The sequence below is a fragment of the Leucobacter weissii genome (assembly GCF_017565745.1).
GTDB classification, from domain to species: domain Bacteria; phylum Actinomycetota; class Actinomycetes; order Actinomycetales; family Microbacteriaceae; genus Leucobacter; species Leucobacter weissii.
The window spans coordinates 134,255-161,055 of record NZ_JAGDYM010000009.1 but is presented as its reverse complement, the minus strand read 5'-3'; the positions used below and the strand labels follow the sequence as shown (position 1 = coordinate 161,055).

The window sequence follows — 26,801 nt, the reverse complement described above, 5'->3', positions numbered from 1 at the left end:
CATCCTGAGCAGTAGAAAGAAGTCGATCCGTGGCGTCCACACCCGCAGTGAAGCAAGCCAGGCGCGCGCTCATCGCACTCCTCATCATCGTCGCGGTGTTCGCGGGCATTCTCGCCATCGGCATCAGCCGTGGCGAGGCGAGCCTGGCGCCGAAGCTCGCTCTCGATCTGCAGGGCGGCACCCAGATCACGTTGGCCGCGCAGCAGACCGACGGCGAAGCCGTGAGCGGAGAGCAGCTGCAGCAGGCCGTTTCGATCATCCGCCAGCGTGTCGATGCCTCAGGCCTCGCCGAGGCCGAGATCACGACCGAGGGCGCGCAGAACATCTCGGTTTCCATTCCCGGACCCGCCGATGACGCGACGCGACAGCGGATCGAGGCCTCGGCGAAGCTGGACTTCCGGCCTGTGCTCAGCGTCGCCCCGGGGGTTGCCGGGACCGACGAGGAGGGCGTCGAGTCGGACGCCGCGGTGGTCGAGGGCGAAGACGATACCGACGCAGCCGAGGATGTCGATGCTGCGGAGGGCGCCGAGTCGGAGGGGGCGGAGGGCGACGCCGCTGCCGATGATGCCGAGAACACCGGCCAGGCCGAGGAAGGCGATTCGGACCGTTCCGACGTGGATCCGGATCCCATCCCGGATACGGCCTACGACGAGGCCTGGCTCACCGAGGGGCTGCTCGCCGAGTTCGACGCCTTCGAGTGCACGCTGGAGTCGGTCGCCGATCTGGGCGATGCACCGGCCGACCGCCCCTTCATCACCTGCGATGAGGGCGGCTACAAGTACATCCTCGGCCCGGTGGAGCTCAGCGGCGAGTCCATCGACGATGCGGTCGCCGAGATGGTCACCACCCAGACCGGTGCGACCACTGGCGAGTGGGCCGTGCAGATGAGACTGGACGACGCGGGCACCAAGACCTTCGGTGAAATCAGCACGCGCATGTACGGCGCCGAGTCGCCGCTCGATCAGTTCGCCTTCGTGCTCGACGGCAGGGTGCTCTCCGCTCCGGCGATGCAGGGGCAGATCCTCGACGGTCGCCCCTCGATCACCGGCGGCTTCACCCAGGAGAGTGCGAAAGCGCTCGCCGATCAGCTCAAGTTCGGCGCGCTGCCGATCGGCTTCACGGTGGTGAGTTCGAACTCGATCTCCGCGACCCTCGGTTCTCAGCAGTTGCAGATCGGCCTGATCGCGGGCCTGATCGGTCTCGTGCTCGTCGCCGTGTACTCGCTCATCGTCTACCGTGTTCTCGGCTTCGTCATCATCGCCTCGCTGGCGGTGATGGGCGTTCTGACCTACCTCGCGCTCTGCATCCTGGCCTGGCGCATGGGTTTCAGTCTCTCGCTCGCGGGTGTCGCGGGACTCATCGTCACGGTCGGATTCACGGCGGACTCCTTCATCGTCTACTTCGAGCGAATACGCGACGAACTGCGCGAGGGCAAGACCATCGAAGGCGCCGTGAAGAAGGGCTGGGAGAGGGCTCGGCGCACGATCTTCATCTCCAAGTCGATCAACGTCCTCGCGGCGGTGGTGCTCTACATCCTCGCCGATTCGACCGTCAAGGGGTTCGCGTTCACGCTCGGTCTCACCACAGTGCTCGACGTGCTGATCTTCGTCGTGTTCACCCACCCGGTGATGCAGCTCCTCGCCAGGACCCGATTCTTCGGTTCCGGGCATCCGCTCTCGGGCCTCGACCCGCAGGCGCTCGGCGCCGTGTACCAGGGGCGTGCTCAGTTCCGAACTCCAGTGCTCGCGACGGGCGGCTCGACGGCTCGGCGCGCTCAGCGTTCTCGGGGAGAGGCGGAGCGGCGGCAGACGCTGGCAGAACGCAAACGCGACGGCTTGACTGTCTCTACGGATGATGGGAACGATTGATGGGTGCGATGAGTAGCTTCGGCAATGACCTGTACACCGGGAAGCTCTCCTTTCCGTTCGTCGGGCGTCGTCGGCTGTGGTTCCTGATCGCGGCGATCCTGGTCGTCGGCTCGGTGCTCGTGCCCTTCTTCCGGCCGATCCAGTTCTCGGTCGAGTTCACCGGCGGTTCCCAGTTCACGGTCTCGCAGGAGACGACGGGTGATCAGGCGCTCGCGACGTCGACGGTGCAATCCGTGGTCGAGGGCGCGGCGACGAAGGTGGTGACGGTCGGCGACGGCACGCTCCGAGTGCAGACCAATCAGCTCACCGACCAGCAGAGCCGCGATGTCACCGCCGCCCTCGCAGAGGCCTTCCAGGTGAGCGAGACGGACGTCAGCGCCTCGTTCATCGGGCCGAGCTGGGGCGCGGACGTGACCAGGCAGTCGCTCTGGGGCCTGGCGATCTTCCTCGCGCTGACCTTCTTGATCCTCGCCCTGTACTTCCGAACCTGGAAGATGTCGGTCGCCGCGATCATCGGGGTGATCGACGTGCTGGTGATCACGGTGGGTATCTACGCGGTGTTCGGCTTCGAGATATCGCCTGCGGCGATGATCGGCTTCCTCACCGTCCTGGGCTACTCGCTCTACGACACCACGGTCGTCTTCGACAAGATACGCGAGAACACGGCCGTACCGGGTGAAGCGAGCGGGCGAACCTTCGGCGAATCGGTGAATCTCGCGGTCAACCAGACTCTGGTTCGCTCGATCAACACGACCGTCGTGGCCGTCCTGCCGACCGGTGCGATCCTCTTCATCGGCGCACTGTGGCTCGGGGCCCAGACCCTCACCGACATCTCGCTGTCGATCTTCGTCGGCACCATCGTCGCCGCCTATTCCACGGTTTTCGTGGCCGCACCCGTGTACGTGCAGCTGCGTCAGCACGAGGACGAGATCAAGAAGAGCGACGCCCGGGTGCTGAAGCTCCGGGAGCGAGCTGAGAGCGAGAGCGGCGCGGAGGAGCCCGACGAAGCGGTAGTGTAGCCTCAGCAAAATGCTGAGGGAGGTGAAGCGGATGTCGACCAACGACGTCGGAGCGCCTGCCGCGGGCTCGCTGCGCCGCCTCGTGCCGCGCATCTTCTCGCGCAGCACGGTTCCCGGCGCGGTGGAGCAGTTGAAGCGCACCGTCCGCACCGGCTGGCCGAAGGCCGATCTCACCATCATCGACCGCGCCTACCGCACGGCCGCGGAGGCGCACAGCGAGCAGAAGCGCCGCAGCGGCGAGCCGTACATCACGCACCCGGTCGCCGTCGCGCAGATCCTCGCCGACCTGGGGGTGGCCCCGGTGGTCATCGCCGCGGCGCTGCTGCACGACACGGTCGAGGACACGGACTACTCGCTCGAGCAGCTCGGCGCCGACTTCGGCGAGGAGATCGCGATGCTCGTCGACGGGGTGACCAAGCTCGACAAGGTCAAGTACGGCGACTCCGCCCAGGCCGAGACGGTGCGCAAGATGATCGTGGCCATGTCGCGCGACATCAGGGTCATCGTGATCAAGCTCGCGGACCGTCTCCACAACGCCCGCACCTGGGGATTCATGCCGGAGGCCTCGGCGAAGCGCAAGGCGCAGGAGACGCTGGAGATCTACGCCCCGCTCGCGCACCGGCTGGGCATCCAGTCGATCAAGACCGAGCTCGAGGATCTCTCCTTCGCGGTGCTGAAGCCCAAGCTCTACACCGAGATCGAGAACCTGGTCACGCAGCGGAACCCCCAGCGCGAGGAGCTGGTGGGGCTCGTCATCGGCGCCATCAACGAGGATCTGCGCGAGGCGCGGATCCGGGGCGAGGTGACCGGTCGGCCCAAGGAGCTCTACTCGATCTACCAGAAGATGATCGTGCGCGGACGCGACTTCGACGACATCTACGACCTCGTCGGCATCCGGGTGCTCGTGCACTCCATCCGCGACTGCTATGCGGTGCTCGGTGCGGTGCACGCGCGCTGGACCCCGATCCCCGGCCGGTTCAAGGATTACATCGCAACGCCGAAGTTCAACCTCTACCAGTCGCTGCACACCACCGTGATCGGTCCGGACGGACGGGCCGTCGAGATCCAGATCCGCACCCACGAGATGCACCAGCGGGCCGAGTACGGCGTGGCGGCGCACTGGAAGTACAAGCAGAAGCAGCAGGGCGGTCCGTCCTCGGACGACATGGCGTGGCTCGCGCACATCTCGGACTGGCAGGCGGAGACCGAGGATCCGAGCGAGTTCCTCGACGCCCTGCGTTTCGAGATCGGCGCGAAGGAGGTGTACGTCTTCACGCCGAAGGGCCGGGTCATCGGACTCCCGGCCGGCGGGACACCGGTCGACTTCGCGTACGCCGTGCACACGGAGATCGGTCACCGCACCATGGGAGCCCGGGTCAACGGCCGTCTGATGCCGCTCGAGACCGTCCTCCAGAACGGCGACGTGGTCGAGGTGTTCACCTCGAAGGCGCAGAACGCCGGTCCCAACAAGGACTGGCTGAACTTCGTCGCGAGCAAGCGGGCGCAGAACAAGATCCGCCAGTGGTTCACCAAGGAGCGCCGTGAGGAGGCTGCGGAACTCGGCAAGGACGAGCTGACGAAGGCACTGCGCAGACTGGGACTGCCGCTGCACCGGATCATGAACTCCGAGGCCATCCAGCAGGTGGCCCTGCAGCAGGGCTATGTCGATGTCGCCGGTCTGTTCGCCGGGATCGGGGAGCACCACGTCTCCGTGCAGTCGGTGATCGAGAAGGTGACGGCGCTCGTCGAGAGCGACGTCTCCGACGTCGAGCCCGCCGCCACCTCGGTGCCGGCGTCGGCCCCGGCCCGGACCGGCAAGCGGGAGGCCACCGCGGGCGTGGTGGTCAAGGGCGCGGCCGACGTGCTCGTCAAGCTCGCCAAATGCTGCACGCCGGTGCCCGGCGACGAGATCCGAGGGTTCATCACCAAGGGACAGGGCGTCTCGGTGCACCGCACCGACTGCGCCAACTTCATCGCGCTGCAGAACCAGCCCGAGCGCCTGGTCGACGTCGAATGGGCGCCCACCAGCAAGAGCGTCTTCCTGGTGCAGATCCAGGTCGAGGCGCTCGACCGCTCAGGGCTGCTCTCCGATGTCACCCGCGTGCTGTCCGAGCACCATGTGAACATCCTCTCGGCCTCCGTGCAGACCTCCTCGTCGCGGCTCGCCATCAGCCGTTTCCTCTTCGAGATGGCCAGCACCACGCACCTCGACCACGTGCTCGGGGCTGTGCGCAGGATCGAGGGCGTCTACGACGCCTATCGCATGAACGGCGCGTGAGGGGCGCCTCCGGGGCGGTCCTCCGTGACGCCGAGGAGACCGGCGAAGCGCTCCCGCGCGCGTCGCAGGTGCGGACGCGTGCGCCGGGCGAGGCTGTGCGCCACGGTCGCCGACCCGCCCTCGATCGTCGTCAGAAGCAGTCGGCAGGCCACGCGCTCCGGCAGATCGAACGATTCCTGCGCGTGCAGCAGGTCGAGCACGGTTCTCAACGGGGTCGTCACGCGGAATCCGCAGAGCCCCAGCGTCTCGGAGTCGGGGCATCGCATGGCGTGGATGCGCAACCAGTCGGTGCTGATGCGCGCGCTGCGGCGCCTCTCCCTGGTCGTGACGCGCAGGGGACGGCCGGGAGCGCGCGCGGCGCCCCAGATCCAGGCCGCGGTGAGGCGGACGGCCACGCAGTCGTCGCCGAGCCATTCGGCGAGCGCGGCCGCGCGGACCGACGGCGTCTCCGGCCAGCCGACGCCGCGCAGGCCCGGCCCGCACGGAACGAGCGTGCCTCGGAGTCGTTCGGCCGACCGCAGGGCGACGGGCCAGAGGTCCAGTCTCGGCGGTGCGGGAGGAAGCGGGGTGGGCATCCCCACAGTCTGCCCGCTCGAGCCGTCGAGCGTGGGCCGTCCGGCGATACCTGTGGATAACCGGCGGCCCGGATCCCCGGAGCGCCGTCAGTCCCCGAGAGCTGCGAGCCAGGACTGCTGAGTGGCGAGCTTCTGCTCGGCCTCTGCCTTGGCCTTGGGGCTCGCGGCGGCGGCGATCTCCGCGGTCAGCTGCTCGATCGAGGCCTCGAGCTGACCGCGGAGGCCTTCGCTGCGCGCCTTGGTCTCGGGGTTGGTCTTCCGCCAGTGCTCGTCCTCGAGCGACTTCACGTGATCCTCGATCTTCTTCAGCCGGCCCTCGACGTCGCGGAGCGCTTCGCGGGGCACCCGGCCGATCTCGTCCCAGCGCAGCTGGAACGCGGTGAGCCGCTTGCGGGCCGCGACGCGATCGGTCTCCTGGAGCAGCGGCTCGGCCTCAGCGAGCAGCGCCTCCTTCGCCTGAAGGTTGCCCGCGTACTCCTCGTCCTGCAGGGCGACCTCCGCCGCCTTCGCCTGGTAGAGCACATCTCCTGCGGCCTTGAAGCGCGCCCACAGCTGGTCGTCGAGCTTGCGGCTGGCGCGTCCGGCCGCCTTCCACTCGTCGAGCAGTCCGCGGTAGGCGGGGATGCCCTCGACCCCGCGCGAGGCGAGCGCCTCGGCGCGGGCGATGATGCGCTCCTTGACGTCCTTGACCTCTTTGTTGGCGGCGTCGACGCGGGCGAAGTGCGCGCGGCGCGCGGTGTCGAAGCTCTGCCGTGCCTTGCGGAACCGCTTCCAGAGCGCGTCCGCCTGGGCCTTCGGCACGCTGACGCCGCCGCGCTGCGCGCTCTGCCAGTCGTTGAACAGCTCCTCGAAGGCGGCACCCGTCTCCTTCCAGCGGACGGACTCCTCCGGCTGAGCCGCGAGCCGCTCCGCCTCGACCACGATGCTCTCCCGCTTCGCGAGGGCTTCGGCGCGGGCGGCCTCGCGCTCGGCGCGCTGCTTCTCCCCGAGCTCGCCGGCCTTGCCCGCCAGCTTCTCGACCCGGCTGCGCAGCGACTCGAGGTCGCCGACCGCGGCCGGCTCGCGGAGCTGCTCCTGGAGATGGCCCACCGCCTCCGAGGCGTCGCCACCGGCGAGCTCGCGGGCGATGCGGGCCTCGAGCAGGGTCACCTGGCCCTTCAGATCCTCGTACTTGCGCTCGAAATAGGCGAGCGCCTCCTCGGGGGTGCCGTCGGGGAACTGCCCCACCTCCCGCTCGGTCTCGCCGTCGCGAACGTAGACCGTCCGATTCTCGTCGACTCGTCCCCAAGGATGTTCGTTCTGGCTCACGGTGCTCACCCGTCGTTCGTCGATGCCGGCGCGTCGGCCGACCGTGCAGTGCTCCTCCACTATGCCATACGGAGCGCCCCGCTCACACGGGAGGGGCGGACAGGGCTGGGATAGCATCGACGCATGGATTCCCCGAGCGGGCCGAGCACGATGAGCGGGCCGAGCACCCCACTCGCGGTGCGGATGCGCCCCCGCACCCTCGACGAGGTCGTGGGACAGCAGCACCTGCTGCGCGCCGGAGCCCCGCTCCGAGTCCTCGCCGAGGCGGAGGGCGCCGCCGGCGCGGTCTCGGTGATCCTCTGGGGGCCGCCGGGAACGGGGAAGACCACGATCGCCCAGGCCATCGCGGGATCGAGCGGACGGCGCTTCGTCGAGCTCTCGGCGGTGACCGCCGGCATCAAGGATGTGCGGACCGTCATGCAGCGCGCGCTCGACGATCGCGATCTCTACGGGGTGTCGACCGTGCTGTTCCTCGACGAGATCCACCGCTTCACCAAGGCGCAGCAGGACGCCCTGCTGCCGGGCGTCGAGAACGGCTGGGTCACGCTCGTCGCGGCGACCACCGAGAACCCCTCGTTCTCCGTGATCAGCCCGCTCCTCTCGCGATCGCTGCTGCTCACCCTCGAGCCGCTCGCCGACGAGGATCTCACCAGGCTGATCGGCCGCGCCGTGCAGGACCCGCGCGGGCTCGGCGGCTCGGTCGAGGTGGAGGACGAGGCGGTTGCGGCTCTGGTGCAGGTGGCCTCGGGCGACGCCCGGCGGGCGCTGACCGGGCTGGAGGCCGCGGCGGCCTCCGTGCTGGCCCGTCCGGCCGCGGCGGAGGAGGGGGCGGAGGGGGCCGACGCGCCGCCTCCGGTCGTCACCGCCGAGGTCGTCGCGGCCTCCATCGACCGCGCCCTGCTGCGCTACGATCGCCAGGGCGACGAGCACTACGACGTGATCAGCGCCTTCATCAAGTCGATCCGGGGCTCCGACCCCGATGCCGCCATCCACTATCTGGCGCGGATGATCGAGGCGGGGGAGGATCCGCGGTTCATCGCGCGCAGGCTCATGGTGCACGCGGCGGAGGACATCGGGCTGGCCGATCCTCAGGCCCTGCCGATCGCGGTGGCCGCTGCGGAGGCCACCCAGCTGATCGGTCTGCCGGAGGCGCGCATCCCGCTGGCCGAGGCCACGCTCTACCTCGCGACGGCGCCGAAGTCCAACGCCGTGATCGTCGCGATCGACGGTGCGATCGCCGATGTGCGCGCGGGGGGATTCGGGCGCGTGCCGAAGCCGCTGCGCGACGGCCACTATCCGGGCGCCAAGCGGCTCGGCCACGGCAAGGGCTACCGGTACCCGCACGACGACCCGCGCGGCGTGGTGACGCAGCAGCACCTGCCCGACGAGCTCCGTGATCGGGTGTACTACCGGCCGAGCGAGCACGGCAACGAGCGCGCGGTCGCCGAGCGGCTGGAGAGGATCCGGCGGATCACGCGGGGAAGTGGCCCTAAGCTGGACGGGTGACGGCCCAGCGCATCAACCCCAGCATCCTCTCGGCGGACTTCGTGAACCTGCAGGCGGAGCTCGAGCGCATCGCGAGCGCCGACCTCGTGCATGTGGACGTGATGGACAACCACTTCGTCCCCAACCTCACGATGGGGCCGCCGATCGTCGAGCGGATCCAGGCGGTCTCCCCGGTGCCCCTCGACGTGCACCTGATGATCGCCGACGCCGATCGCTGGGCTCCGGGCTACGCCGAGCTGGGCGCGTTCTCCGTCACCTTCCACGCGGAAGCCGCGGCGGATCCGGTCCGTCTCGCCCGCCGACTGCGCGAGATCGGCGCCCGTGCCGGGATCGCGCTGAAGCCGGGCACCGATCCCGAGCCCTACCTGGAGCTCCTGCCGGAATTCGACCAGGTGCTCGTGATGACCGTCGAACCCGGCTTCGGCGGGCAGTCCTTCATGTCCGAGACGATGCCGAAACTGCGCCGCTTCGCCGCGGCCAGGGAGGCGCACGGCCTCGACGTCTGGCTGCAGGTCGACGGCGGCATCACGGTCGACACCATCGGGATCGCCGCGGAGGCGGGGGCCGACACCTTCGTGGCGGGATCCGCGGTCTACGGCGGCGTGCCCGAGGAGCGCATCGCCGAGCTCCGCGCCGCCGCCGCGGACCACCGGCACACGGCGCTAGGATAGGTGATCGTGAAAACATTCGATGCGCTGTTCGCCGAGCTCAGCGAGAAGGCCGAGACCCGGCCGGAGGGCAGCGACACGGTCGCGCGTCTCGATGCGGGCGTGCACAGCATCGGCAAGAAGATCGTGGAGGAGGCGGCCGAGGTCTGGATGGCCGCCGAGCACGAGGGCGACGAGGCCTGCGCCGAAGAGATCAGCCAGCTGCTCTACCATCTGCAGGTGCTCATGCTCGCCAAGGGGCTCAGCCTGCAGGACGTCTACCGTCACCTCTGATCCGTCAGTCCCGATCCGCCACCTCTGAAGAAAGACCGAGATATGCTCCGCGTCGCGGTTCCCAACAAGGGCTCGCTGTCCGAGATCGCTGCCGAGATGCTCGCGGAAGCCGGCTACAGCGGCCGACGCGACGCCCGCAAGCTCGTGCATCGCGATGCGCGCAACGACGTCGAGTTCTTCTACCTCCGGCCGCGGGACATCGCGACCTACGTCGGCTCCGGGGCGCTCGACGTCGGGATCACCGGGCGCGACCTGCTGCTCGACTCCGGTTCCGAGGCCGTCGAGATCTCTGCCCTCGACTTCGCCGACTCGACCTTCCGCTTCGCGGCACCGGCCGAGGGCGAGATCCGCGAGATCGCGCATCTCGACGGCAGGCGCGTCGCGACCAGCTATCCCAAGCTCGTCGACGATTTCCTGCGGGAGCGGGGCGTCGAGGCGGTGACGGTGAAACTCGACGGGGCCGTCGAGTCCGCGGTCGAGCTGGGCGTCGCGGACGCCGTGGCTGATGTCGTCTCGACCGGCGCGACGCTGCGGGCCGCCGGGCTCGAGATCTTCGGGCCGGTGATCCTCGAGTCGACCGCGCTGCTGATCGGCGGACCGGAGCGCCGCGAGGGCACCGATCGGCTCCTGCGCCGCCTGCAGGGCGTGCTCGTGGCCCGCAAGTACGTGATCCTGGAGTACGATCTGCCCGACTCGTTGATCGAGGCGGCGACGGAGATCGCGAGCGGCATCGAGTCGCCCACGGTGTCCCCCCTCAACAAGGACGGCTGGGTGGCCGTGCGGGTGATGGTGCACCGCGACGACGCCAACGAGGTGATGGACCGCCTGCACGATCTCGGGGCGAAGGGCATCTTCGTCACCCAAGTGCACGCCGCGCGGTTCTGAGGAGGCCCAGGACGATGAGCGTAGCCGTGCGTGTGATCCCCTGCCTCGACGTCGCCGCCGGCCGGGTGGTCAAGGGCGTCAACTTCCTGAACCTGCGCGACGCGGGCGATCCCGTGGAGCTCGCCGCGCGCTACGCGGACCAGGGCGCGGACGAGCTCACCTTCCTCGACGTCACCGCGACCGTGGACGACCGCAGCACCACCTACGACGTCGTGCGGCGCACCGCCGAGCAGGTCTTCATCCCGCTCACGGTGGGCGGAGGGGTGCGCAGCGCCGAGGACGTCGCCCGGCTGCTCGCCGTCGGCGCGGACAAGGTCGGGGTCAACAGCGCGGCGATCGCCAGGCCCGAGCTGATCGGCGAGATCGCGGATCGCTTCGGGTCCCAGGTGCTCGTGCTGTCGCTCGACGCGAAGCGCTCGCCGCGCACGCCGAGCGGCTTCGTCGTGACCACGCACGGCGGGAGCCGGGAGACCGAGCTCGACGCCCTGCAGTGGGCCGCGGAGGGCGTCTCCCGCGGCGCCGGGGAGCTGCTGGTCAACAGCATGGACGCGGACGGCACGCTGGCGGGCTTCGACCTGGAGCTGACCCGGCGGGTGCGCGAGATCGCCTCGGTGCCGGTGATCGCCTCGGGCGGCGCCGGGCGCCTGGAGCACTTCGCGCCGGCGGTCGATGCCGGCGCCGACGCGGTGCTCGCGGCGTCGGTGTTCCACGACGGGGTCTTCACCATCGGCGAGGTGAAGGACGCGATCGCGGCATCCGGATACCCGGTGCGGAGTGCGACGCGATGAGCGGCGACGTCGCGGACGCGCTCGACGCCCTCGTGTTCGGCCGGGACGGCCTGCTGCCCGCGATCGTGCAGGACGACGAGTCGGGCGAGGTGCTGATGCTCGCCTGGATGGACCGGGAGGCGGTGCGCCGCACGCTGACGGAGGGGCGGGTCACCTTCTGGTCGCGCTCGCGCGGCGAGTACTGGCGGAAGGGCGACACCTCGGGACACCTGCAGTACGTGCGCGGCGTCTCGATGGACTGCGACGGGGATACCCTGCTCGTGCGCGTGATCCAGGTGGGCGCGGCCTGCCACACCGGCACGCGGAGCTGCTTCACCGACCGCGAGCTGCCCGCGGCCCGCTCCGCGCCCTGAACCCGCTCGGCGGGTTTCAGCGCACTCCGCCGATCGCGTCGCGCAGCGCGTCGGCCGAGCGGCCGAAGAGCTCGAGCTCGTTCGCGGAGAACCAGGTCTCGCGCACCGGCGATGCTCCCGCCGCCGTGATGAGCGACGGCACGGAGAGGGCGATCCCGTCGACGCCGTGGAAGCCCTCGAGCACGGTGGAGACCGGGAGCACCGCCTGCTCGTCGCGCAGGACGGCCTCGACGATGCGGGTCGAGGAGAGCCCGATGGCGTAGTTCGTCGCGCCCTTGCCCCGGATCACCTGATAGGCCGCGTCGCGCACGTCGACCGCGATGCGATCCAGTTCCCCGACCGTCAGGCGACCCCCGTCGGGCGTGGCCCACTCCAGGACCGGGACGGTCCCGATCATGGCGCTCGACCAGAGCGGGAACTCGGTGTCGCCGTGCTCTCCGATGATGTAGGCGTGCACGTTGGCCGCCGAGACGCCGGCGCGACGTCCGAGCAGCCAGCGCAGCCGGGCGGTGTCGAGCACCGTGCCGGAGGAGAACACGCGCTCGGCGGGCAGTCCGCTGACCTCCCGAGCGATGACGGTGAGCACGTCGCAGGGGTTCGTGACGATGACGTAGATCGCGCGGGGGGCCACGGCGAGCAGCTGGGGCATCAGCGTCCTGATGATGCCCGCGTTGACCTCCGCGAGCTCCATGCGGCTCTGGCCCGGCTTCTGCTTGGCTCCCGCGGTGATGACGACCACATGCGAGCCCTCGGCGGCCCCGATGTCGCTGCCCCCGACGATGTCCCCCGAGCCGGCGAACAGGGTGCCGTGCGCGAGGTCGAGCACCTCCGCCTCGACCTTGGCGGTGTCGATGTCGTAGAGGACGATGTGCCGTGCCGAGCCCCGGATCAGCGCGGCATAGGCGACCGAGGAGCCGACGGAACCGGCGCCGACGATGGTGATCTTCGAGTTCTCGATGACGGCCATGCGACCATCGTCCCAGAGCCCGGCCGTCTGCGACCAGTGAACATTCGGTGTCGCGGCCGGAGCCGTCTCCCGGGAGGGTGCGCGCGGTAGGGTGATGGGGTGAGTCTTACCACCAGCCGAGACGCCTTCGAGGCGGCGAGAACCACCCATCGCGTGATCCCGGTCTGCCGTGAGATCTTCGCCGACGCCGATACGCCGGTGAGCATCTATCGCAAGGTCGCGGCCGACCGCCCGGGCACCTTCCTGCTCGAGAGCGCCGAGCAGGGCGGCGTCTGGACCCGGTTCAGCTTCGTCGGCGCGGGCAGCTTCGGCGTGCTGGGCGAGCATGACGGTCGAGCCCGCTGGCGCCCCGATCCGCGGAACGGGCTCGAGGAGCTGCGGCTCCTGCCCGGCGGCGTGCGGGGGCTCGCACCGGTCGAGGCGCTCCGCGCCGTCTACGAACGCTGGCGGCAGGCCCCCGACCCCGCGTTGCCGCCTCTCGCGAGCGGATTCGTCGGCTATCTCGGGTGGGACACGGTCCGGCAGTTCGAGCATCTGCCCGCGCAGCCGCCGACCGGCCCGGGGCTGCCGACGCAGAGTCTCAGCTTCGTCTCCGAGCTGGTGGTGATCGACCACCGCGAGGGCAGCATCGTGCTGCTCGCGAACGTGCTGAACGACGAACAGGCCGGCGGCGCCGACGAGCAGTGGGCGGAGGCGCAGCAGCGGCTCGATGACCTCCAGGAGGCCCTCGCCGCGCCCCTGGCCTCACCCCTGGGAACGCTCGACCGCGAAGCGCTGCCCGCCGCCGAACGGCTCACCGACGAGGCCGACTATCTCGCTTCCGTCGAGGCGTCGAAGCGCCACATCGTCGACGGAGACGTCTTCCAGGTCGTGATCTCGCAGCGATTCGACCAGCCGTGCACGGCGGCCCCCCTCGACGTGTATCGCGTGCTCCGCCACCTCAATCCGAGCCCCTACCTCTACCTGCTGCAGCTCGAGGACGACACGGGCCGGCCGTTCTCGGTGGTCGGCTCGAGTCCCGAAGCGCTCGTCACGGTGCAGGACACGGGCCACGTGATGACCCATCCCATCGCCGGATCCCGGCCGCGCGGCGCGACCGTCGACGAGGACCTGCAGCACGAGCGAGAACTGCTCGCCGACGAGAAGGAGCGGGCCGAGCATCTGATGCTCGTCGACCTCGCCCGCAACGACCTGCTCCGGGTCTGCGATCCGACCAGCGTCGAGGTGACCGAGTTCATGCGGATCGAGCGCTTCAGCCACATCATGCACATCGTCTCCACGGTGGAGGGCTGGCTGCGAGAGGATCAGAACCCGGTCGACGCGCTCCGCGCCACCTTCCCCGCGGGCACGCTCAGCGGGGCGCCGAAGCCGCGCGCCCTGCAGATCATCGACGAGCTCGAGCCCGTGCAGCGCGGCGTGTACGGGGGAGTGGTGGGCTACTTCGGCCTGGGCGGTGCCGCGGATCTCGCGATCGCCATACGCACGGCGACCATCCGGGGCGGCGTCGCGATGGTGCAGGCCGGCGGCGGCATCGTCGCCGATTCGGTGCCGGAGCTCGAGGACCAGGAGTCGCGCAACAAGGCCGCGGCCCCGCTTCGTGCGGTCGCCATCGCGAACACGCTGGCCGAGTTCCGGGGGACCGAGCGTGCGTAGCAAAGCCGTCCTGCTCCTCGCCATCGCGCTCGCCGCCGCGCTCGCGCTCGCGGCGGCGACGCAGCCCTGGGTCGTCGTCTCCTTCACCGAGGGCTCCGCGGCGTTCGACTGGCTGGAGCTCACCGGGCAGCAGCTGAACCCCTCGCTCTCGCCGATCGCTCTCGCCGGGCTCGCCGCCGCCCTCGCGCTCACCATCGCCGGCCCGGTCTTCCGCCGGGTGCTCGGCGCGCTCGTCCTGCTGCTCGGGGCGGGGCTCGCGGCTCTGGGCGTCTTCAGCCTCATCGATCCGCGCGGCGGCGTGAGCTGGTCGGTCAGCGAGGTCACCGGCATCACCGGCGATGCGCAGTACGGGGTCATCCGCGACGTCACCGCCACGAGCTGGCCGTCCGCCGCCGTCGCGGCGGGCGCGGTGATCGCGCTGCTCGGCGTGGCGGTGCTCCTGCTCGGGGGACGATGGAAGGCCGGCGGACGCAGATTCCGTTCGGACGAGCGCCCCCCGGCGCCGGAATCCGGGAGAGAACCGGATCGCATCTCGGACTGGGACGCGCTGAGCGGGGGCGACGACCCGACCCGGTCGCAGGAATGAGCCCGCAGAAGGTAGAGTGAGTACGAACGGTTCTGCTTCGAGGAGATTCATGAGCACCCAGCACGGAGACCCTGGCCACGGCGACTCGCCCGCTGCATGGACGGCGGTGATCGTCATGCTGCTCGGTATCGCGGCCGGCACGGTGGCATTCTTCCTGCATCAGGCGTGGCTGGTGTGGGTCTGCGTCGGCATCGTCGTCGTCGGCGCTCTGCTCGGATTCATCCTCTCGAAGGCCGGTTACGGCGTGAACGGGCCGCGGTTCAAGCCGAAGGCGCACGACTCAGGTGCTTGAGCAACTGCTCGCCGGCTCCCTCGAGGACTCGCGGGCGAGGCGTCAGCTCAAACCGGTCTCCGTGGTCGAGGCCGAGGCGCTGGACAGGCCTCCCGCGATCGACGCGCTCGAGGCACTGGCGCCGTCCGAGACCATCAGGGTGATCGCCGAGGTGAAGCGGGCCAGCCCGTCGCGGGGCGATCTCGCGGAGATCGCCGAGCCGCAGACGCTCGCCGCGAAGTACGAGGCGGGCGGTGCGAGCGCGGTCAGCGTGCTCACCGAGGAGCGTCGCTTCAAGGGCTCGCTCGCCGATCTCGAGGCCGTGCGCAAGGCGGTGAGCATTCCCGTCCTGCGCAAGGAGTTCATCGGCGAGGAGTATCAGATCCTCGAGGCCCGAGCCGCGGGCGCCGATCTCGTCCTGCTGATCGTCGCGGCTCTGCAACAGGAGCTGCTGGAGCGGCTGTACGCCTTCACCAGGGAACTCGGCATGACCGCGCTGGTAGAGGCGCACAGCGACGAGGAGGTCACCCGTGCGGTCGATCTCGGGGCTCAGCTGATCGGAGTGAACGCGCGCGACCTGCGCACCTTCGAGCTCGATCGCGAGCTGTTCGGCCGGGTCGCCGATCAGATCCCGGCCGGCGTCATCCGGGTCGCCGAGTCCGCCGTGCTCGATGTGAGCGACGTGATCCGATATCGGGAGGCTGGAGCCGACGCGGTGCTGGTCGGCGAGGCGCTCGTCACCGGCGATCCGCTCGCAACGCTGCAGAGCTATCTCGGCGTATGACCGGGGAATCGTCTCAGGCGTGAGCGGAATGTCGTCTCATCGCGGAAGCGGAATGTCACAGACAGGCGGAGGGCCGATGGCAGAGGGTACCCATTCCGGGGCGTCGTTGCGGGAGCAGCGGGGCCCGTTCTTCGGCGACTTCGGCGGCAGGTTCATGCCCGAGTCCCTGATCGCGGCGATCGACGAACTGACGGAGGCCTACGAGCGCGCGAGACGCGACCCCGAGTTCCTCGCCGAGCTGGCCGGCCTTCTGCGCGACTACGCCGGGCGTCCGTCCCCGGTCACCGAGGTGCCGCGCTTCGCGGAGCAGGCGGGCGGGGCCAGGGTCTTCCTGAAGCGCGAGGACCTGAACCATACGGGATCGCACAAGATCAACAACGTGCTCGGCCAGGCGCTGCTCACCCGGCGGCTCGGCAAGAGCCGGGTGATCGCCGAGACCGGCGCCGGCCAGCACGGCGTGGCGACCGCCACGGCAGCCGCGCTGTTCGGCCTCGAGTGCACCGTCTACATGGGCGAGGTGGACACGGAGCGGCAGGCGCTCAACGTCGCCAGGATGCGCCTGCTCGGCGCCGAGGTGGTGCCCGTGACCACGGGCTCGCGCACGCTCAAGGACGCCATCAATGAGGCCTATCGCGACTGGGTGGCGAGCGTCGAACGGACGAACTACATCTTCGGCACCGCTGCGGGGCCGCACCCGTTCCCTGCGATGGTGCGCGATTTCCAGCGCGTGATCTCGGAGGAGGCCCGGGCGCAGCTGCTGGAGCGGATCGACCGTCTGCCGGACGCGGTCATCGCCTGCGTCGGCGGCGGATCCAACGCGATCGGCATGTTCGACGCGTTCCTCGACGATCCCGGGGTGCGCCTGTACGGCGTCGAGGCCGCCGGCGCCGGCGTCGACACGGAGCAGCACGCCGCCTCGATCGAGCGCGGACGGCCGGGGATCCTGCACGGCGCCCGCAGCTACGTGCTGCAGGACGAGGACGGCCAGACGATCGAATCGCACTCCATCTCGGCGGGTCTGGACTACCCCGGGGTGGGACCCCAGCACGCCTGGCTGGCCGACATCGGCCGCGCGGAGTACATCCCCGCGACCGACGACGAGGCGATGCAGGCGCTGCGCCTGCTCAGCAGCAGCGAGGGGATCATCCCGGCGATCGAGTCGGCGCACGCGCTGGCGGGCGCGATCCGCGTGGGCCGCGAGCTGGGGCCCGACGCCGTGATCGCGGTGAGCCTCTCCGGTCGCGGCGACAAGGACATGGAGACCGCAGCCCGCTACTTCGGCCTGATCGATGAGAGCGGGACGGGATCGTGAGCGCCCGCGACTCCGCGGTATCCGCAGCGATCCGCGCCGCGAAGGATCAGCGCCGGGGCGCGCTCGTCGCCTATCTCCCGATCGGTTTCCCCGATCTCGACACCGGCGTGGAGGCCGCGATCGCGGTCGCTCGGAACGGCGCCGATGTGATCGAGCTCGGCGTGCCCTACAGCGACCCGGTGATGGACGGCGTCGTGATCCAGGAGGCCACCCGTGCCGCGCTCGAAGCGGGTTTCCGGGTGGGCGACGTGTTCGAGGCGGTGCGACGGGTGCGCTCAGCGGTCGACACCCCGGTGCTCGTGATGACCTACTGGAACCCGGTGCTCCAGTACGGGGTGGATCGCTTCGCGGCCGATCTGGCCGCCGCGGGCGGGGCCGGGCTGATCACGCCCGACATCACCCCGGATTCCGCGGCCGAGTGGATGGAGGTGAGCGAGCGCCACGGCCTCGATCGCGTGTTCCTCGCGGCGCCGAGCTCGAGCGATGAGCGTCTGGAACTGGTCGCCCGCAGCAGCACGGGCTTCGTCTACACCGTCTCGACCATGGGCATCACCGGCGAGCGCGCGCAGCTCGACGCCGCGGCCCGGCGGCTGACGGGGCGCCTGCGCGAGCACGGCGCGGATCTCGCCTGCGTCGGGATCGGCATCTCGAGCGCCGAGCAGGTCGCCGACGCGCTGGGCTATGCGGACGGCGCGATCGTCGGCACGGCCTTCGTGCGCGCGCTGCGCGACGGCGGGGTCGACGGTCTGGCCGAGGAGGTCCGCGCGATCGCCGCGGGCACCGCCCCGAGCAGGGGAACACCCCGCTAGACTGGGGTCTTGTGCGTCCGCGCACATGCCCCACGCGAGCACGCCGAAGCGAGAAAGCCGAGCATGATTCTTCCGCTGAGTATTCCCAGTCCCGACGTGCAGTTCCTGCAGATCGGTCCGCTGCGGATCTATTTCTACGCGCTCTGCATCCTCACCGGGATCGTGCTCGCCATGGTCTGGACCGGTCGGCGCCTCACGCGTCGCGGCGGCGAGCGGGGGGCCGTGATCGATTTCGCGGTGTGGGCCGTGGTGCTCGGCATCGTCGGTGCGCGTCTCTACCACGTGGTCACCCACTGGGGCGACTTCTTCGGCGAGGGGAAGAACCCGCTCGAGATCTTCGCCTTCTGGAACGGCGGGATCGCCATCTTCGGCGCGCTGCTCGGCGGTGCGATCGGCGTGCTGGTGGCGTCGCGGATCACGGGGATCCGTTTCTGGTCCTTCGCCGACGCGCTCGTGCCGGGCATGCTGCTGGCGCAGGCCGCGGGGCGTCTGGGCAACTGGTTCAATCACGAGCTCTTCGGCGGCCCGACCACGCTCCCCTGGGGGCTCGAGATCGAGAGCACGAACGCGGCGTTCCCGGTGGGGCTTCCGACGGATACGCTCTTCCACCCCACGTTCCTCTACGAGATCCTCTGGAATCTTCTCGGCATCGTCGTGCTCCTCGCGATCGAGCGCAAGTGGCGACCGCGCTGGGGCATCTTCTTCGGCGCCTATCTGGTCTGGTACGGCGTCGGACGCTTCGTCATCGAGGGGATCCGCGTGGATCCGAGCTTCATCCTCCTCGGTCTCCGCACCAATCAGCTCACCGCGCTGATCGCCGTGCTCCTCGGAGTGATCATCATCGTCGTGCGACGCTGGCGCCACGTGGGGATCGAGACCTCGGTCTACCTGCCCGGGCGCAGCAATCCGAGGGACTCCGTCGACGAGGCGACCGCCGATCCCGACGAGTACTATCACGTGCTCGGAGACTCCGCAGCGGTCGAGCCGGCGGCCGAGGAACCGAGGATCGAGGACCCCGACGCGGACGAGACCGCGGCAGCGCCCCCGTCGGCGCCGTCGGAAACCGCCGCTGGGCCGGACGCCCCCGAAACCGAGACCGCCAAGAGCTGAGTCCCGCGCACGGCACCCCGACACGAAAGGCTGAAATCATGCGTCACGCGAAGATCGTCGCCACCTGGGGGCCAGCGGTTTCGAGCTACGACCACACGCTCGACCTGATCCGCGCGGGAGTGAACGTCGCCCGGCTGAACATGTCGCACGGCACGTACAACGTGCACGAGGGCATCTATCGGAACATCCGGCGTGCCGAGAACGAGGTGGGTCGTCCGATCGCGGTGCTCGCGGATCTGCAGGGCCCGAAGATCCGGCTCGCCACCTTCGCAGACGGCCCCTATCAACTCGAGGCGGGGGACGAGTTCGCGATCACCACGAGGGACGTCGTCGGCGATCGCACGATCTGCGGGACCACGCACGCGGGACTCCCGGGGGACGTGGCTCCCGGGGACCCGCTGCTGATCGACGACGGCAAGGTGGCGCTGCGAGCGGTGCGCGTGACCGAGGACACGGTCCACACCGTGGTCGAGATCCCGGGCACGGTGTCGAACAGCAAGGGCATCAACCTGCCGGGGGTCGCGGTGAACGTCCCCGCGCTCTCGGAGAAGGACGAGGACGATCTGCGCTGGGCGCTGGGCCTCGGAGTCGACTACATCGCGCTGTCCTTCGTGCGCGATGCCGCAGATGTGGTGCGCGTGCACGAGATCATGGCGGAGGAGGGCGTCTCGCTGCCCGTCATCGCGAAGATCGAGAAGCCGCAGGCGGTGGACTGTCTCGAGGACATCGTGAAGGCCTTCGACGGCATCATGGTGGCGCGGGGCGACCTGGGCGTGGAGCTGCCGCTCGAGCAGGTTCCGCTCGTGCAGGCCGAGGCCGTCGCGCTGGCGCGTCGCAATGCGAAGCCGGTGATCGTCGCCACGCAGGTGCTCGAGTCGATGATCGAGAACCCGAGACCGACCCGGGCCGAGGCGAGCGACTGCGCCAATGCGGTGCTGGACGGCGCCGACGCGGTGATGCTGTCCGGCGAGACGAGCGTGGGCGCCTACCCGGTGCAGGCGGTGCAGACGATGGCGCGGATCATCGCCGCCACCGAGGAGCATGCGCTCGACCGCATCGAGCCGCTCGGCACGAGCCCGCAGACGCAGGGCGGAGCGCTCACCCTCGCCGCGGCCGAGGTCGCCGAGTTCGTCGGTGCGAAGTACATCTGCGTCTTCACCGAGTCCGGCGACACGGTGCGTCGCATGTCGCGGCTGCGCAAGCCGATCCCGATCATCGGCTTCACCCCCCGCCGGGGAACCAGGCGCCGGATGGAGCTCACCTGGGGCGCGCGGAGCTACGAAGTGGACCGGGTGGGCTCGACCGACGAGATGTTCGAGCAGGTGGACGAGATCCTGCTCGGACACGGCCGTGCCGAAGTCGGGGACAAGGTGCTGATCGTCGCCGGTTCGCCTCCCAACGTGGTCGGCACGACGAACACGCTCCGCATCCACCGCATGGGCGAATCGACCGGTCGACTGGCCGAGGCGGGCCCGCGCAAGCACACGGTCGGGCGCGGCCGAATCTTCGCCTGATCCCACGTCGGTCACGATCCGAACCGGATCCCCGTTTCGGCGATGCGTTCGGTCGGCGCGGGGGCGGCGCCCCGCTCGTCCGGCGAGGACGCCACCGCCGCCCGGTGAAGACCCCGCTCAGCGTCGTTTCACGATGATCCGCTGCTGGGCGGTCGCCTTGGCGTAGTTCTTGTCACCGACGAAGACGGCCTTCACCCGGGAGGACGAGCGCAGCGTCTTCAGGCGCACGGTGAAGGTCTTCGAGTTGCCGATGACCCGCTTCGTGGCGACGCGCTTGCCCTTCTGGTACAGATTCACCGTTCCGCGAAGCGCGGCGCCTCCGGCCACGCGCTTCACGGCGATCCTGACCGTCGCGCGGCTTCCCGGCCTGACCGATTTCTTCGCAGTGAGCCTCAGCCCCGGCTTGGACTTCGCGACCCGTAGACTGCGCGCGGCCGACCTCGATTCCGCCCACTGCGGGTCGGCGGGTGCATAGACGGCCCGCAGGGCGTGGCCGCCGGCGGCCAGGGATCGACTCAGCGGGATCCGTGCGCTCGAGGAGTCGCCGCTCGCGGGGCTCAGCGTCGCGGTCCCCAGGATCGCGCTGCCTCGGCGCAGTTGGACACGGCCCTCGGGAACCGAGCCGCTGGAGGTCACCCGGATCGTCGCGGTGACGGGGGAGCCGTGCCTGCTGCTCGTGCGCGAGAGCGAGAGACTGGTGCGCGTCTCCGCGGCAACCGTCCCGTCTCCGTCGTCCGTCTCGCCGCCCGCTGCCCGCGCCGCCGACACTCTGGTGCCGAGCCCGTGGGCGTCGAGGAAGACGAGCCCGGTGGCAACCGTCAGACCGGTCCGGTCCGTCTCGATGCGTCCGAGCGTCGCCGTCGCCGTGCCGCCGGGCACGGTGAAGACGGTGTCCGGCTCGATCGCCCCTGCCTCGACCGCGATACCGAACACCGTGCCGCCGTCGCTCGTGACCGTGGCCTTCCCGTCGACGACCTCGGTCGTGAGGTTCGTGAGATCGATGGCGAGATCGGTGTTCGGGAAGAGTCGCAGACGGCTCACCGACGATGCCGCGCCGTGCTCGTTCAGCGCGACGTCGAGCCCGCTCGCCGAGATCTGATCGGCGCCGCCGTCTCCGACGGTCTCCGCATTGCGGCTGAGCATCGTGCCGCCCTGTTCGCTCGCGACCACGGGCGCGGCCGTCACCCGGGAGGCGCCGGTGGCTTCGACTCCGAAGGCGTGCCACTTGCCTGAGAAGTCGGTGCCGTCGGGGATCTCTCCGGGACCCGGGCCGGGATCCGGCTCCCCCTGGTGGGGCGGGATCGTGATCTGGCCGAGAACCACCGAGGGCCAGGCGCCCGTGAGATCGACGTAGCGCAGAGCGTTGACGGTGACACTGCCGTCAGCCCCGGTGATCCGCTCGTTGACGTAGACCTGGAGCACGGGCTCCTGCCGATCGTCCACCTTGGTGTAGATCACGCCGTTCTGGGCGTTGATCCAGCGGGCATCGACGAAGACCGCCGAGCTCGGGTCGGCGAAGCTCACTGAGGAGTTGCCCTCGGCATCGACCGAGAGGCTCAGCCCGTAGACGCGCAGCGCGCTCGCGCGGTACTCCGGGAACGACTCGACGGTCGCGAACTGCTCGAACGCATCGATCGACAACTGCGCCGAGCCGTCCGCCGCGGTCGCCAGCACGACGTTCGAGGCACTGGCGCGCACGCCGTCCGCCTGCAGAGCCCGAGCGCTGGCGGAGGCGGCGCCAGGGGTGTCGATCGTCGGGGCGGTATCGAGCAGGCGCGTCCCGTCGGCGGGATCGGTGATCTGCACGCCTGCGGCACGGAACGGCGCGGACTCCTGCTGAGCGAACGCGGTGGTGCTGACCTGACCGAGCCGCAGGGTCGACACCTCGTACTGGTAGCTGTCGTCCGAGATCGTGAGGCCCGTGAGCGTGGTCGTGCCGTTCGAGTGCGCCGTGGAGTTCAGGCGGAGCACGGTGTTGGTCGTGCGCCCCCCGCTGTCGGGCACCCGGTAGCTGAAGTCCTGCCTGCCCCTCGCCTGTCCGGTGATGTCCTCGTCGCCGACCTTGAGCGAGTCGAAGGAGACGAAGGAGCGCCCGTTGGGGGCGATGCTCACGCGGAGCCCGGTGACCGTGACCGGAACCCGGCCCCGAAGGCCGAGCACGGCGTCTTCCACCTCGGTGGTCGCGCCGGTCCCTCCCGCGCGGGTCTCGGTGTTCGCGACGCGGATGTCGTAGCCGTTCTTGATGCCGTCGACCGTCGTGTTGTCGTAGTGCGCGAGGGTCGCCCGCTCCGTCTCGCCCGAGTTCCAGGTGACGGCTGCGGTCGGCGCCGTGACGGTGCCGCCGTCGATGTCCCGGATCGCGATGCCGGACGCGGCGGTCTGCGGTGCGGCGGGTTGGTCGGCGGCCGCCGGGGTGCTCGCCGTCGGGGAGAGTCCCGCCGCGAGGCCGCTCATGAGGAGCGCTCCGCTGAGCGCGAGCGCCAGGGTTCGTCTGAGTGACATGGGTGTCGCTTCCTGCTTTCTATCGTTGGGTTTCGCCGAAGAGTTCGAAGAACGCCGCTCCGCGGGGCACGCCCAGACCGGTGACCTCGTCCCAGCCGACGCCGGTGCGGAGGGATTGCGGGCTCGCGTCCCACGCGTAGATCGTCTCGGGCCACAGCTGTCCCCGTCTGGAGGGGAGGTTCGACCACACGGCGGCGTCCTGATGTCGGATGTCGCGGATCGCCGCGGTGCCCTGCAGCCGATAGAGCCAGGGCGTCGCGAGGCCGATCCGCAGCCCTTTCTCGGCTTTGGCCATGGACACCATGGAGGCGACGATCGGCGTCGCGAGGCTCGTGCCGCCGATGGAGCGGTACGCCGTGCCCTCGCCCGTGGTCGTGTACACGGTGAATCCGCTCGTCGGGTCCGCGAGTGCGGCGACGTCGGGCGTGTGCCGGTAGCTGGAACCGCTGTCGAGGCCCGATGCGGCATCCTGCCAAGACGGTGCGCGGTAGCTGGAGGACGAACCCCCGCCGCTGCCGCTGTCGAAGCCGGGCGGGATGAGGCCGCCGGTGCGGGCGAAGAACGGCTTCGAGGCCCAGCCGGTCATCACGGCGAGCGAACCGTCCCTGCGCAGCCCCGCGCTCACCCCGCCGACCGCCGTGACGTAGGGGCTGGAGGCCGGGGAGGTGACGTCGAGTTCCGGGTGGTCGCCCTCGTGGGTGTAGTCGCCGTCGTTCCCCGACGCGGCGAACACCGACACCCCGTTCGCCGCGGCCTGGACGAGTGCGCGGTTCAGCAGCTCGCGGTCGTCGGCCGTGTCCGACTTCTCGCGCGAGCCGAACGACAGGGAGAGGACGTCGACGGTCTGCGATCCCGCCGCCTCGAGAATGGTGGAGAAGAGATCCAGCGAGCGGCAGCTGTTCGCCCCCCAGTAGACGATCCGGGCGTCCGGGGCTATGGCATGCGCCGCCTGCACGTCGAGGTGCTGCTCATCCGTCCAATTGGCCACGCCGCCGCACACGCTTTCGTCCGGATCGTCGGGTGCGTGCACGACGTACTGGCCGGGGCGCAGGGGTTGGGCGCCCGCAGTCGTGAAGTACTCGTTCGTGTTCGCCTCGACCGCGGGGTCGTCGTAGGCGGCGATGATGCCGATTCTGGCGCCGGTCCCGGTGATGGAGTCCGGAACGCCGTGGATGATCCGCAGGTCGCGCGGAGCGTACCCGCAGAGCCAGTTCGAGCGGAGCTCGTAGGCGGCGTTCGCCGGCCAGGACGCCGTCAGCCGCTCACCCCAGTAGCGCGAGCAGGCGTCGGATGTTCTGGGCGTTCCGGCCGCCGACGAGGGGCTGCGCCGCGATTCCGCGTCGGGAGACCTCGGCTCGGGCGTCGGGAGCAGATCCGTCGCCGTGCTCTCGGCCTCGTCGTCCGGCTGCTCGTGGGCGCCCGTGTTGAGCGGTTGATAGTGGTCGGCCTGGACGGAGCCGGCGACGCCGCGGATGTCTTCCGCCAGCGCCCGGGGGATCGACGGGGTGGTGCGGGGGTGCACGATCTGCGAGCCGCGATGGTCGACCCTGACGAGCGGCGTCCCGAAGGCGCGTTCGAAGCCGGCGGCGTCCCCGCTCACCGGAAGGGTGCCGGCTGCGGAGGTCCCGGGTTCGAAGCGGAGTCCGGCTGCCCGGAGCCAGGAGGCGATCGTGTGCGGCACGACGTCCTCGGCGGCATCCTCCGGCAGCAGCAGACGGAGCGACACCGGGTGATCGTCCGCGACGCCGACGGACGCCGTGGTGTCGGGACCGGACTCGAGAACGGCTCCGGAGAGCGCCACCCGATTCGATGCGCCGTCCGCCGATTCGAAGGAGGAGAGGGGGATGCCCGACGAGCCGAGGGCGAGTGCGGCGATGAGGCCGCCGCACAGCAGCGCGGCGCCGATCCTGGAGGAGAGCACGGACGATCCGATCCTTGGTGACTGCAATTATGATAATGAGAACAAATATCAATAATACCGAATTCTCGTTTCCCGTCCAATCCGGGTGGGCGCGCACGGTGCGTTAGGCTGTCTGTTTAGGCCGGATTGGCGGAATTGGCAGACGCGGCGCACTCAAAATGCGTTGCCTTCGGGCGTGGGGGTTCAAGTCCCCCATCCGGCACGGGCGATTGAGCCGAGTGGAAAGCAAGCTCGCTTGCTTAACCGAGGCGATTGAAGCCCGTTGATTGAGCGGTAGCGAAGAGCACGGACGATTGAGCCGAGTGGAAAGCAAGCTTGCTCGCTTGACCGAGGCGATTGAAGTCCGTTGGTTGAGCGGTAGCGAGGAACACGCGCGGGCTCCCGGCCTGACGCGCGATATATATGACTCAGGAGTAGACTGGACAGCATGACCGAGCAGAACACCGAGCCGGCGCGGCGTGTCGTCGTCGCAGAGGATGAGTCGCTGATCCGTCTCGATATCGTGGAGACGCTCCGCGACAACGGATTCGACGTGGTCGGCGAAGCCGGCGACGGGGAGGAAGCCGTTCGTCTCGTCGAGGAGCTCCGACCCGATCTGGTGGTCATGGACGTGAAGATGCCCAAGCTCGACGGCATCTCCGCGGCCGAGCAGATCAACAAGGAGAACATCGCCCCGGTGGTGCTCCTCACCGCTTTCAGCCAGCGCGAGCTGGTGGAACGGGCCGGCGAGGCCGGGGCGCTCGCCTACGTGGTGAAGCCCTTCACTCCTGCGGACTTGATCCCCGCCATCGAGATAGCGCTGTCGCGGTTCCAGCAGATCGTCACCCTCGAGAACGAGGTCGCGGATCTCGCGGAGCGCTTCGAGACCCGAAAGCTCGTGGACCGGGCGAAGGGCATCCTGAACGAGAAGATGGGGCTGACCGAGCCCGAGGCCTTCCGCTGGATTCAGAAGGCGTCGATGGACCGCCGGCTCACGATGCAGGACGTCGCCAAGACGATCATCGATCAGCTCGGACCGAAGAAAGCCGAGTGAACCCGCATCAGGCGGCCGCGCCGCTGTGATCGGGTTCACTCGGCTCTGCGCGAGCGGAGCGGGTCGCAGGGCCTGCCCGGAGGCCTACCTGCAATCGTTGCGGGGCGCGGAGATTCTGCGACTGTGTCCGCTCCGCTCACTCCGCGCAGAACGACGAGAAGCGCACACTGCGACGAGAATGATGCTCCGCCCCTGTCGCGGAGGGTGCCTCTCGTGCCGGGGTGCCATTCTCGCAGCAGGGCACGCGGCCCCGCGCGCCGAAGCGACACGGACGGGACGGGACGGGGTGTCGCTCGCCGGCTCGCGAACCCATGGACCGATCACGACGGCGTGAAAGTCTTGTAGAAGTTCGTGATCCGGATCGTTGAGCAGCGGCTACCGCGCTCGTCGGTGACCGCGATCTCGTGAACGGTGAGCGATCTGCCGACGTGTATCGGTCGGCAGACGCCCGTCACGACCCCCTCCGTAGCGGAGCCCGTGTGCGTGGCGTTGATGTCGACGCCGACGGCCACATGGCCCTCCGGCGCGAGGTAGTTGGCGTGCATGGAGCCGAGTGATTCGGCCAGCACCACATAGGCGCCCCCGTGCAGGAGTCCGATCGGCTGGGTGTTGCCCTCCACCGGCATCGTGGCTACGGCGTGCTCGCGATCGAACTCGGTGATGACGATGCCCATGCGGTCGGCGAGCGCGCCGACGCCCCGGCTCGCGATCCAATCGAGCCCGGCATCGGCGTCGGAGGGGGGCTGGGTATCGCGGAGCTCGCTCATCCCCCCAGCCTACTTCGCAACGCCGTCCGGCACCCCCCTCGTGCGGATCCG

Annotated in this window: 24 protein-coding genes and 1 tRNA gene; 19 read left to right on the top strand and 6 right to left on the bottom strand. The window is 69.7% G+C overall.

Translation table 11 applies throughout. The features are described 5' to 3' along the window. The first annotated feature begins 29 nt into the window (after window positions 1–29). Genes secD through J4H92_RS08365 form a run of 3 tightly spaced genes read left to right on the top strand, consistent with a single transcriptional unit; the run spans window position 30 to window position 5,165 of the window. On the top strand, window positions 30–1,868 hold the full coding sequence (secD, locus tag J4H92_RS08375; RefSeq protein ID WP_208097721.1) for a protein translocase subunit SecD: 1,839 nt from the start codon (window positions 30–32) through the stop codon (window positions 1,866–1,868). Then, window positions 1,868–2,887 carry a protein translocase subunit SecF gene (gene secF, locus J4H92_RS08370; protein ID WP_208097720.1) on the top strand — a complete coding sequence of 340 codons (1,020 nt, stop codon included), beginning with the start codon at window positions 1,868–1,870 and terminating at the stop codon, window positions 2,885–2,887. Before secD ends, secF begins: the two co-directional genes overlap by 1 nt. 31 nt (window positions 2,888–2,918) lie before the next feature. Continuing rightward, a complete protein-coding gene (locus J4H92_RS08365; RefSeq protein ID WP_208097801.1) occupies window positions 2,919–5,165 on the top strand; it encodes a RelA/SpoT family protein in 2,247 nt (748 codons plus the stop codon). Here J4H92_RS08365 and J4H92_RS08360 read toward each other — a convergent pair. Both J4H92_RS08360 and J4H92_RS08355 read right to left on the bottom strand, forming a co-directional pair. Next, window positions 5,144–5,740, bottom strand: coding sequence for a hypothetical protein (locus J4H92_RS08360; RefSeq protein ID WP_208097719.1), 597 nt, complete (start codon window positions 5,738–5,740; stop codon window positions 5,144–5,146). The genes J4H92_RS08365 and J4H92_RS08360 overlap by 22 nt on opposite strands. Before the next feature lie 87 nt (window positions 5,741–5,827). Further along, entirely contained in the window at window positions 5,828–7,048 is a 1,221-nt protein-coding gene (locus J4H92_RS08355) for a DUF349 domain-containing protein (RefSeq protein ID WP_341783041.1), read from the bottom strand. Between the two features lie 123 nt (window positions 7,049–7,171). On the opposite strand from J4H92_RS08355, the gene J4H92_RS08350 reads away from it, so the two are divergent. The 6 genes from J4H92_RS08350 to hisI are packed head-to-tail and all read left to right on the top strand — an operon-like array spanning window position 7,172 to window position 11,521. Then, complete coding sequence (locus J4H92_RS08350; protein WP_243752146.1) at window positions 7,172–8,554, top strand: replication-associated recombination protein A; 1,383 nt, start codon at window positions 7,172–7,174, stop codon at window positions 8,552–8,554. Beyond that, window positions 8,551–9,225, top strand: coding sequence for a ribulose-phosphate 3-epimerase (gene rpe, locus J4H92_RS08345; protein ID WP_208097717.1), 675 nt, complete (start codon window positions 8,551–8,553; stop codon window positions 9,223–9,225). The genes J4H92_RS08350 and rpe overlap by 4 nt, the downstream gene beginning before the upstream one ends. Window positions 9,226–9,231: 6 nt before the next feature. Further along, window positions 9,232–9,495 (top strand): phosphoribosyl-ATP diphosphatase, encoded by a 264-nt coding sequence (locus J4H92_RS08340; protein WP_208097716.1) that lies wholly within the window; start codon window positions 9,232–9,234, stop codon window positions 9,493–9,495. A 42-nt stretch (window positions 9,496–9,537) separates the two neighbouring features. Continuing rightward, window positions 9,538–10,380, top strand: coding sequence for an ATP phosphoribosyltransferase (gene hisG, locus J4H92_RS08335; protein ID WP_208097715.1), 843 nt, complete (start codon window positions 9,538–9,540; stop codon window positions 10,378–10,380). Between the two features lie 14 nt (window positions 10,381–10,394). Then, a complete protein-coding gene (gene hisF / locus J4H92_RS08330) occupies window positions 10,395–11,168 on the top strand; it encodes an imidazole glycerol phosphate synthase subunit HisF (RefSeq protein WP_208097714.1) in 774 nt (257 codons plus the stop codon). Beyond that, entirely contained in the window at window positions 11,165–11,521 is a 357-nt protein-coding gene (gene hisI / locus J4H92_RS08325) for a phosphoribosyl-AMP cyclohydrolase (protein WP_208097713.1), read from the top strand. Before hisF ends, hisI begins: the two co-directional genes overlap by 4 nt. Before the next feature lie 16 nt (window positions 11,522–11,537). Here hisI and J4H92_RS08320 read toward each other — a convergent pair whose 3' ends face one another. After that, the gene (locus J4H92_RS08320; RefSeq protein WP_208097712.1) at window positions 11,538–12,488 is read right to left on the bottom strand and encodes an L-lactate dehydrogenase; all 951 of its coding nucleotides are present in this window, start codon (window positions 12,486–12,488) and stop codon (window positions 11,538–11,540) included. A 99-nt stretch (window positions 12,489–12,587) separates the two neighbouring features. On the opposite strand from J4H92_RS08320, the gene J4H92_RS08315 reads away from it, so the two are divergent. The 8 genes from J4H92_RS08315 to pyk all read left to right on the top strand — a co-directional run bounded on the left by J4H92_RS08315 (window position 12,588) and on the right by pyk (window position 20,527). Next, the gene (locus J4H92_RS08315; protein WP_208097711.1) at window positions 12,588–14,141 is read left to right on the top strand and encodes an anthranilate synthase component I; all 1,554 of its coding nucleotides are present in this window, start codon (window positions 12,588–12,590) and stop codon (window positions 14,139–14,141) included. Beyond that, a complete protein-coding gene (locus tag J4H92_RS08310; protein ID WP_208097710.1) occupies window positions 14,134–14,727 on the top strand; it encodes a Trp biosynthesis-associated membrane protein in 594 nt (197 codons plus the stop codon). The genes J4H92_RS08315 and J4H92_RS08310 overlap by 8 nt, the downstream gene beginning before the upstream one ends. 49 nt (window positions 14,728–14,776) lie before the next feature. Then, entirely contained in the window at window positions 14,777–15,019 is a 243-nt protein-coding gene (locus tag J4H92_RS08305; protein ID WP_208097709.1) for an HGxxPAAW family protein, read from the top strand. Then, window positions 15,012–15,782 (top strand): indole-3-glycerol phosphate synthase TrpC, encoded by a 771-nt coding sequence (gene trpC, locus J4H92_RS08300; RefSeq protein ID WP_208097708.1) that lies wholly within the window; start codon window positions 15,012–15,014, stop codon window positions 15,780–15,782. The genes J4H92_RS08305 and trpC overlap by 8 nt, the downstream gene beginning before the upstream one ends. Before the next feature lie 76 nt (window positions 15,783–15,858). Beyond that, entirely contained in the window at window positions 15,859–17,094 is a 1,236-nt protein-coding gene (gene trpB / locus J4H92_RS08295) for a tryptophan synthase subunit beta (RefSeq protein ID WP_243752145.1), read from the top strand. Next, window positions 17,091–17,903 (top strand): tryptophan synthase subunit alpha, encoded by an 813-nt coding sequence (trpA, locus tag J4H92_RS08290; RefSeq protein WP_208097706.1) that lies wholly within the window; start codon window positions 17,091–17,093, stop codon window positions 17,901–17,903. Before trpB ends, trpA begins: the two co-directional genes overlap by 4 nt. 63 nt (window positions 17,904–17,966) lie before the next feature. After that, complete coding sequence (gene lgt, locus J4H92_RS08285; RefSeq protein ID WP_208097705.1) at window positions 17,967–19,013, top strand: prolipoprotein diacylglyceryl transferase; 1,047 nt, start codon at window positions 17,967–17,969, stop codon at window positions 19,011–19,013. 38 nt (window positions 19,014–19,051) lie between these two features. Next, window positions 19,052–20,527, top strand: a complete 1,476-nt coding sequence (pyk, locus tag J4H92_RS08280) for a pyruvate kinase (RefSeq protein ID WP_208097704.1) — start codon at window positions 19,052–19,054, stop codon at window positions 20,525–20,527. Window positions 20,528–20,644: 117 nt separating this feature from the next. Here pyk and J4H92_RS08275 read toward each other — a convergent pair whose 3' ends face one another. Further along, on the bottom strand, window positions 20,645–23,029 hold the full coding sequence (locus J4H92_RS08275) for an Ig-like domain-containing protein (RefSeq protein WP_208097703.1): 2,385 nt from the start codon (window positions 23,027–23,029) through the stop codon (window positions 20,645–20,647). A gap of 19 nt (window positions 23,030–23,048) precedes the next feature. Continuing rightward, window positions 23,049–24,950: a S8 family serine peptidase gene (locus J4H92_RS08270; protein WP_208097702.1), complete on the bottom strand. Its 1,902-nt coding sequence runs from the start codon at window positions 24,948–24,950 to the stop codon at window positions 23,049–23,051. A 120-nt stretch (window positions 24,951–25,070) separates the two neighbouring features. On the opposite strand from J4H92_RS08270, the gene J4H92_RS08265 reads away from it, so the two are divergent. After that, window positions 25,071–25,152: transfer RNA gene (locus tag J4H92_RS08265), tRNA-Leu, on the top strand. Between the two features lie 225 nt (window positions 25,153–25,377). After that, on the top strand, window positions 25,378–25,983 hold the full coding sequence (locus tag J4H92_RS08260; protein ID WP_208097701.1) for an ANTAR domain-containing response regulator: 606 nt from the start codon (window positions 25,378–25,380) through the stop codon (window positions 25,981–25,983). 320 nt (window positions 25,984–26,303) lie between these two features. On the opposite strand, the gene J4H92_RS08255 is transcribed toward J4H92_RS08260, so the two are convergent. Beyond that, window positions 26,304–26,750 carry a hotdog fold thioesterase gene (locus J4H92_RS08255; RefSeq protein WP_208097700.1) on the bottom strand — a complete coding sequence of 149 codons (447 nt, stop codon included), beginning with the start codon at window positions 26,748–26,750 and terminating at the stop codon, window positions 26,304–26,306. Between the last annotated feature and the right edge of the window lie 51 nt (window positions 26,751–26,801).

Bases quoted from the DNA above. Each gene is read 5' to 3' on its own strand.
- secF (WP_208097720.1), top strand. From the start codon at position 1,868: ATGGGTGCGATGAGTAGCTTCGGCAATGACCTGTACACCGGGAAGCTC.
- J4H92_RS08365 (WP_208097801.1), top strand. From the start codon at position 2,919: ATGTCGACCAACGACGTCGGAGCGCCTGCCGCGGGCTCGCTGCGCCGC.
- J4H92_RS08360 (WP_208097719.1), bottom strand. From the start codon at position 5,740: ATGCCCACCCCGCTTCCTCCCGCACCGCCGAGACTGGACCTCTGGCCC.
- J4H92_RS08350 (WP_243752146.1), top strand. From the start codon at position 7,172: ATGGATTCCCCGAGCGGGCCGAGCACGATGAGCGGGCCGAGCACCCCA.
- hisG (WP_208097715.1), top strand. From the start codon at position 9,538: ATGCTCCGCGTCGCGGTTCCCAACAAGGGCTCGCTGTCCGAGATCGCT.
- hisF (WP_208097714.1), top strand. From the start codon at position 10,395: ATGAGCGTAGCCGTGCGTGTGATCCCCTGCCTCGACGTCGCCGCCGGC.
- hisI (WP_208097713.1), top strand. From the start codon at position 11,165: ATGAGCGGCGACGTCGCGGACGCGCTCGACGCCCTCGTGTTCGGCCGG.
- J4H92_RS08320 (WP_208097712.1), bottom strand. From the start codon at position 12,488: ATGGCCGTCATCGAGAACTCGAAGATCACCATCGTCGGCGCCGGTTCC.
- J4H92_RS08305 (WP_208097709.1), top strand. From the start codon at position 14,777: ATGAGCACCCAGCACGGAGACCCTGGCCACGGCGACTCGCCCGCTGCA.
- trpB (WP_243752145.1), top strand. From the start codon at position 15,859: ATGGCAGAGGGTACCCATTCCGGGGCGTCGTTGCGGGAGCAGCGGGGC.
- lgt (WP_208097705.1), top strand. From the start codon at position 17,967: ATGATTCTTCCGCTGAGTATTCCCAGTCCCGACGTGCAGTTCCTGCAG.
- pyk (WP_208097704.1), top strand. From the start codon at position 19,052: ATGCGTCACGCGAAGATCGTCGCCACCTGGGGGCCAGCGGTTTCGAGC.
- J4H92_RS08275 (WP_208097703.1), bottom strand. From the start codon at position 23,029: ATGTCACTCAGACGAACCCTGGCGCTCGCGCTCAGCGGAGCGCTCCTC.
- J4H92_RS08260 (WP_208097701.1), top strand. From the start codon at position 25,378: ATGACCGAGCAGAACACCGAGCCGGCGCGGCGTGTCGTCGTCGCAGAG.
- J4H92_RS08255 (WP_208097700.1), bottom strand. From the start codon at position 26,750: ATGAGCGAGCTCCGCGATACCCAGCCCCCCTCCGACGCCGATGCCGGG.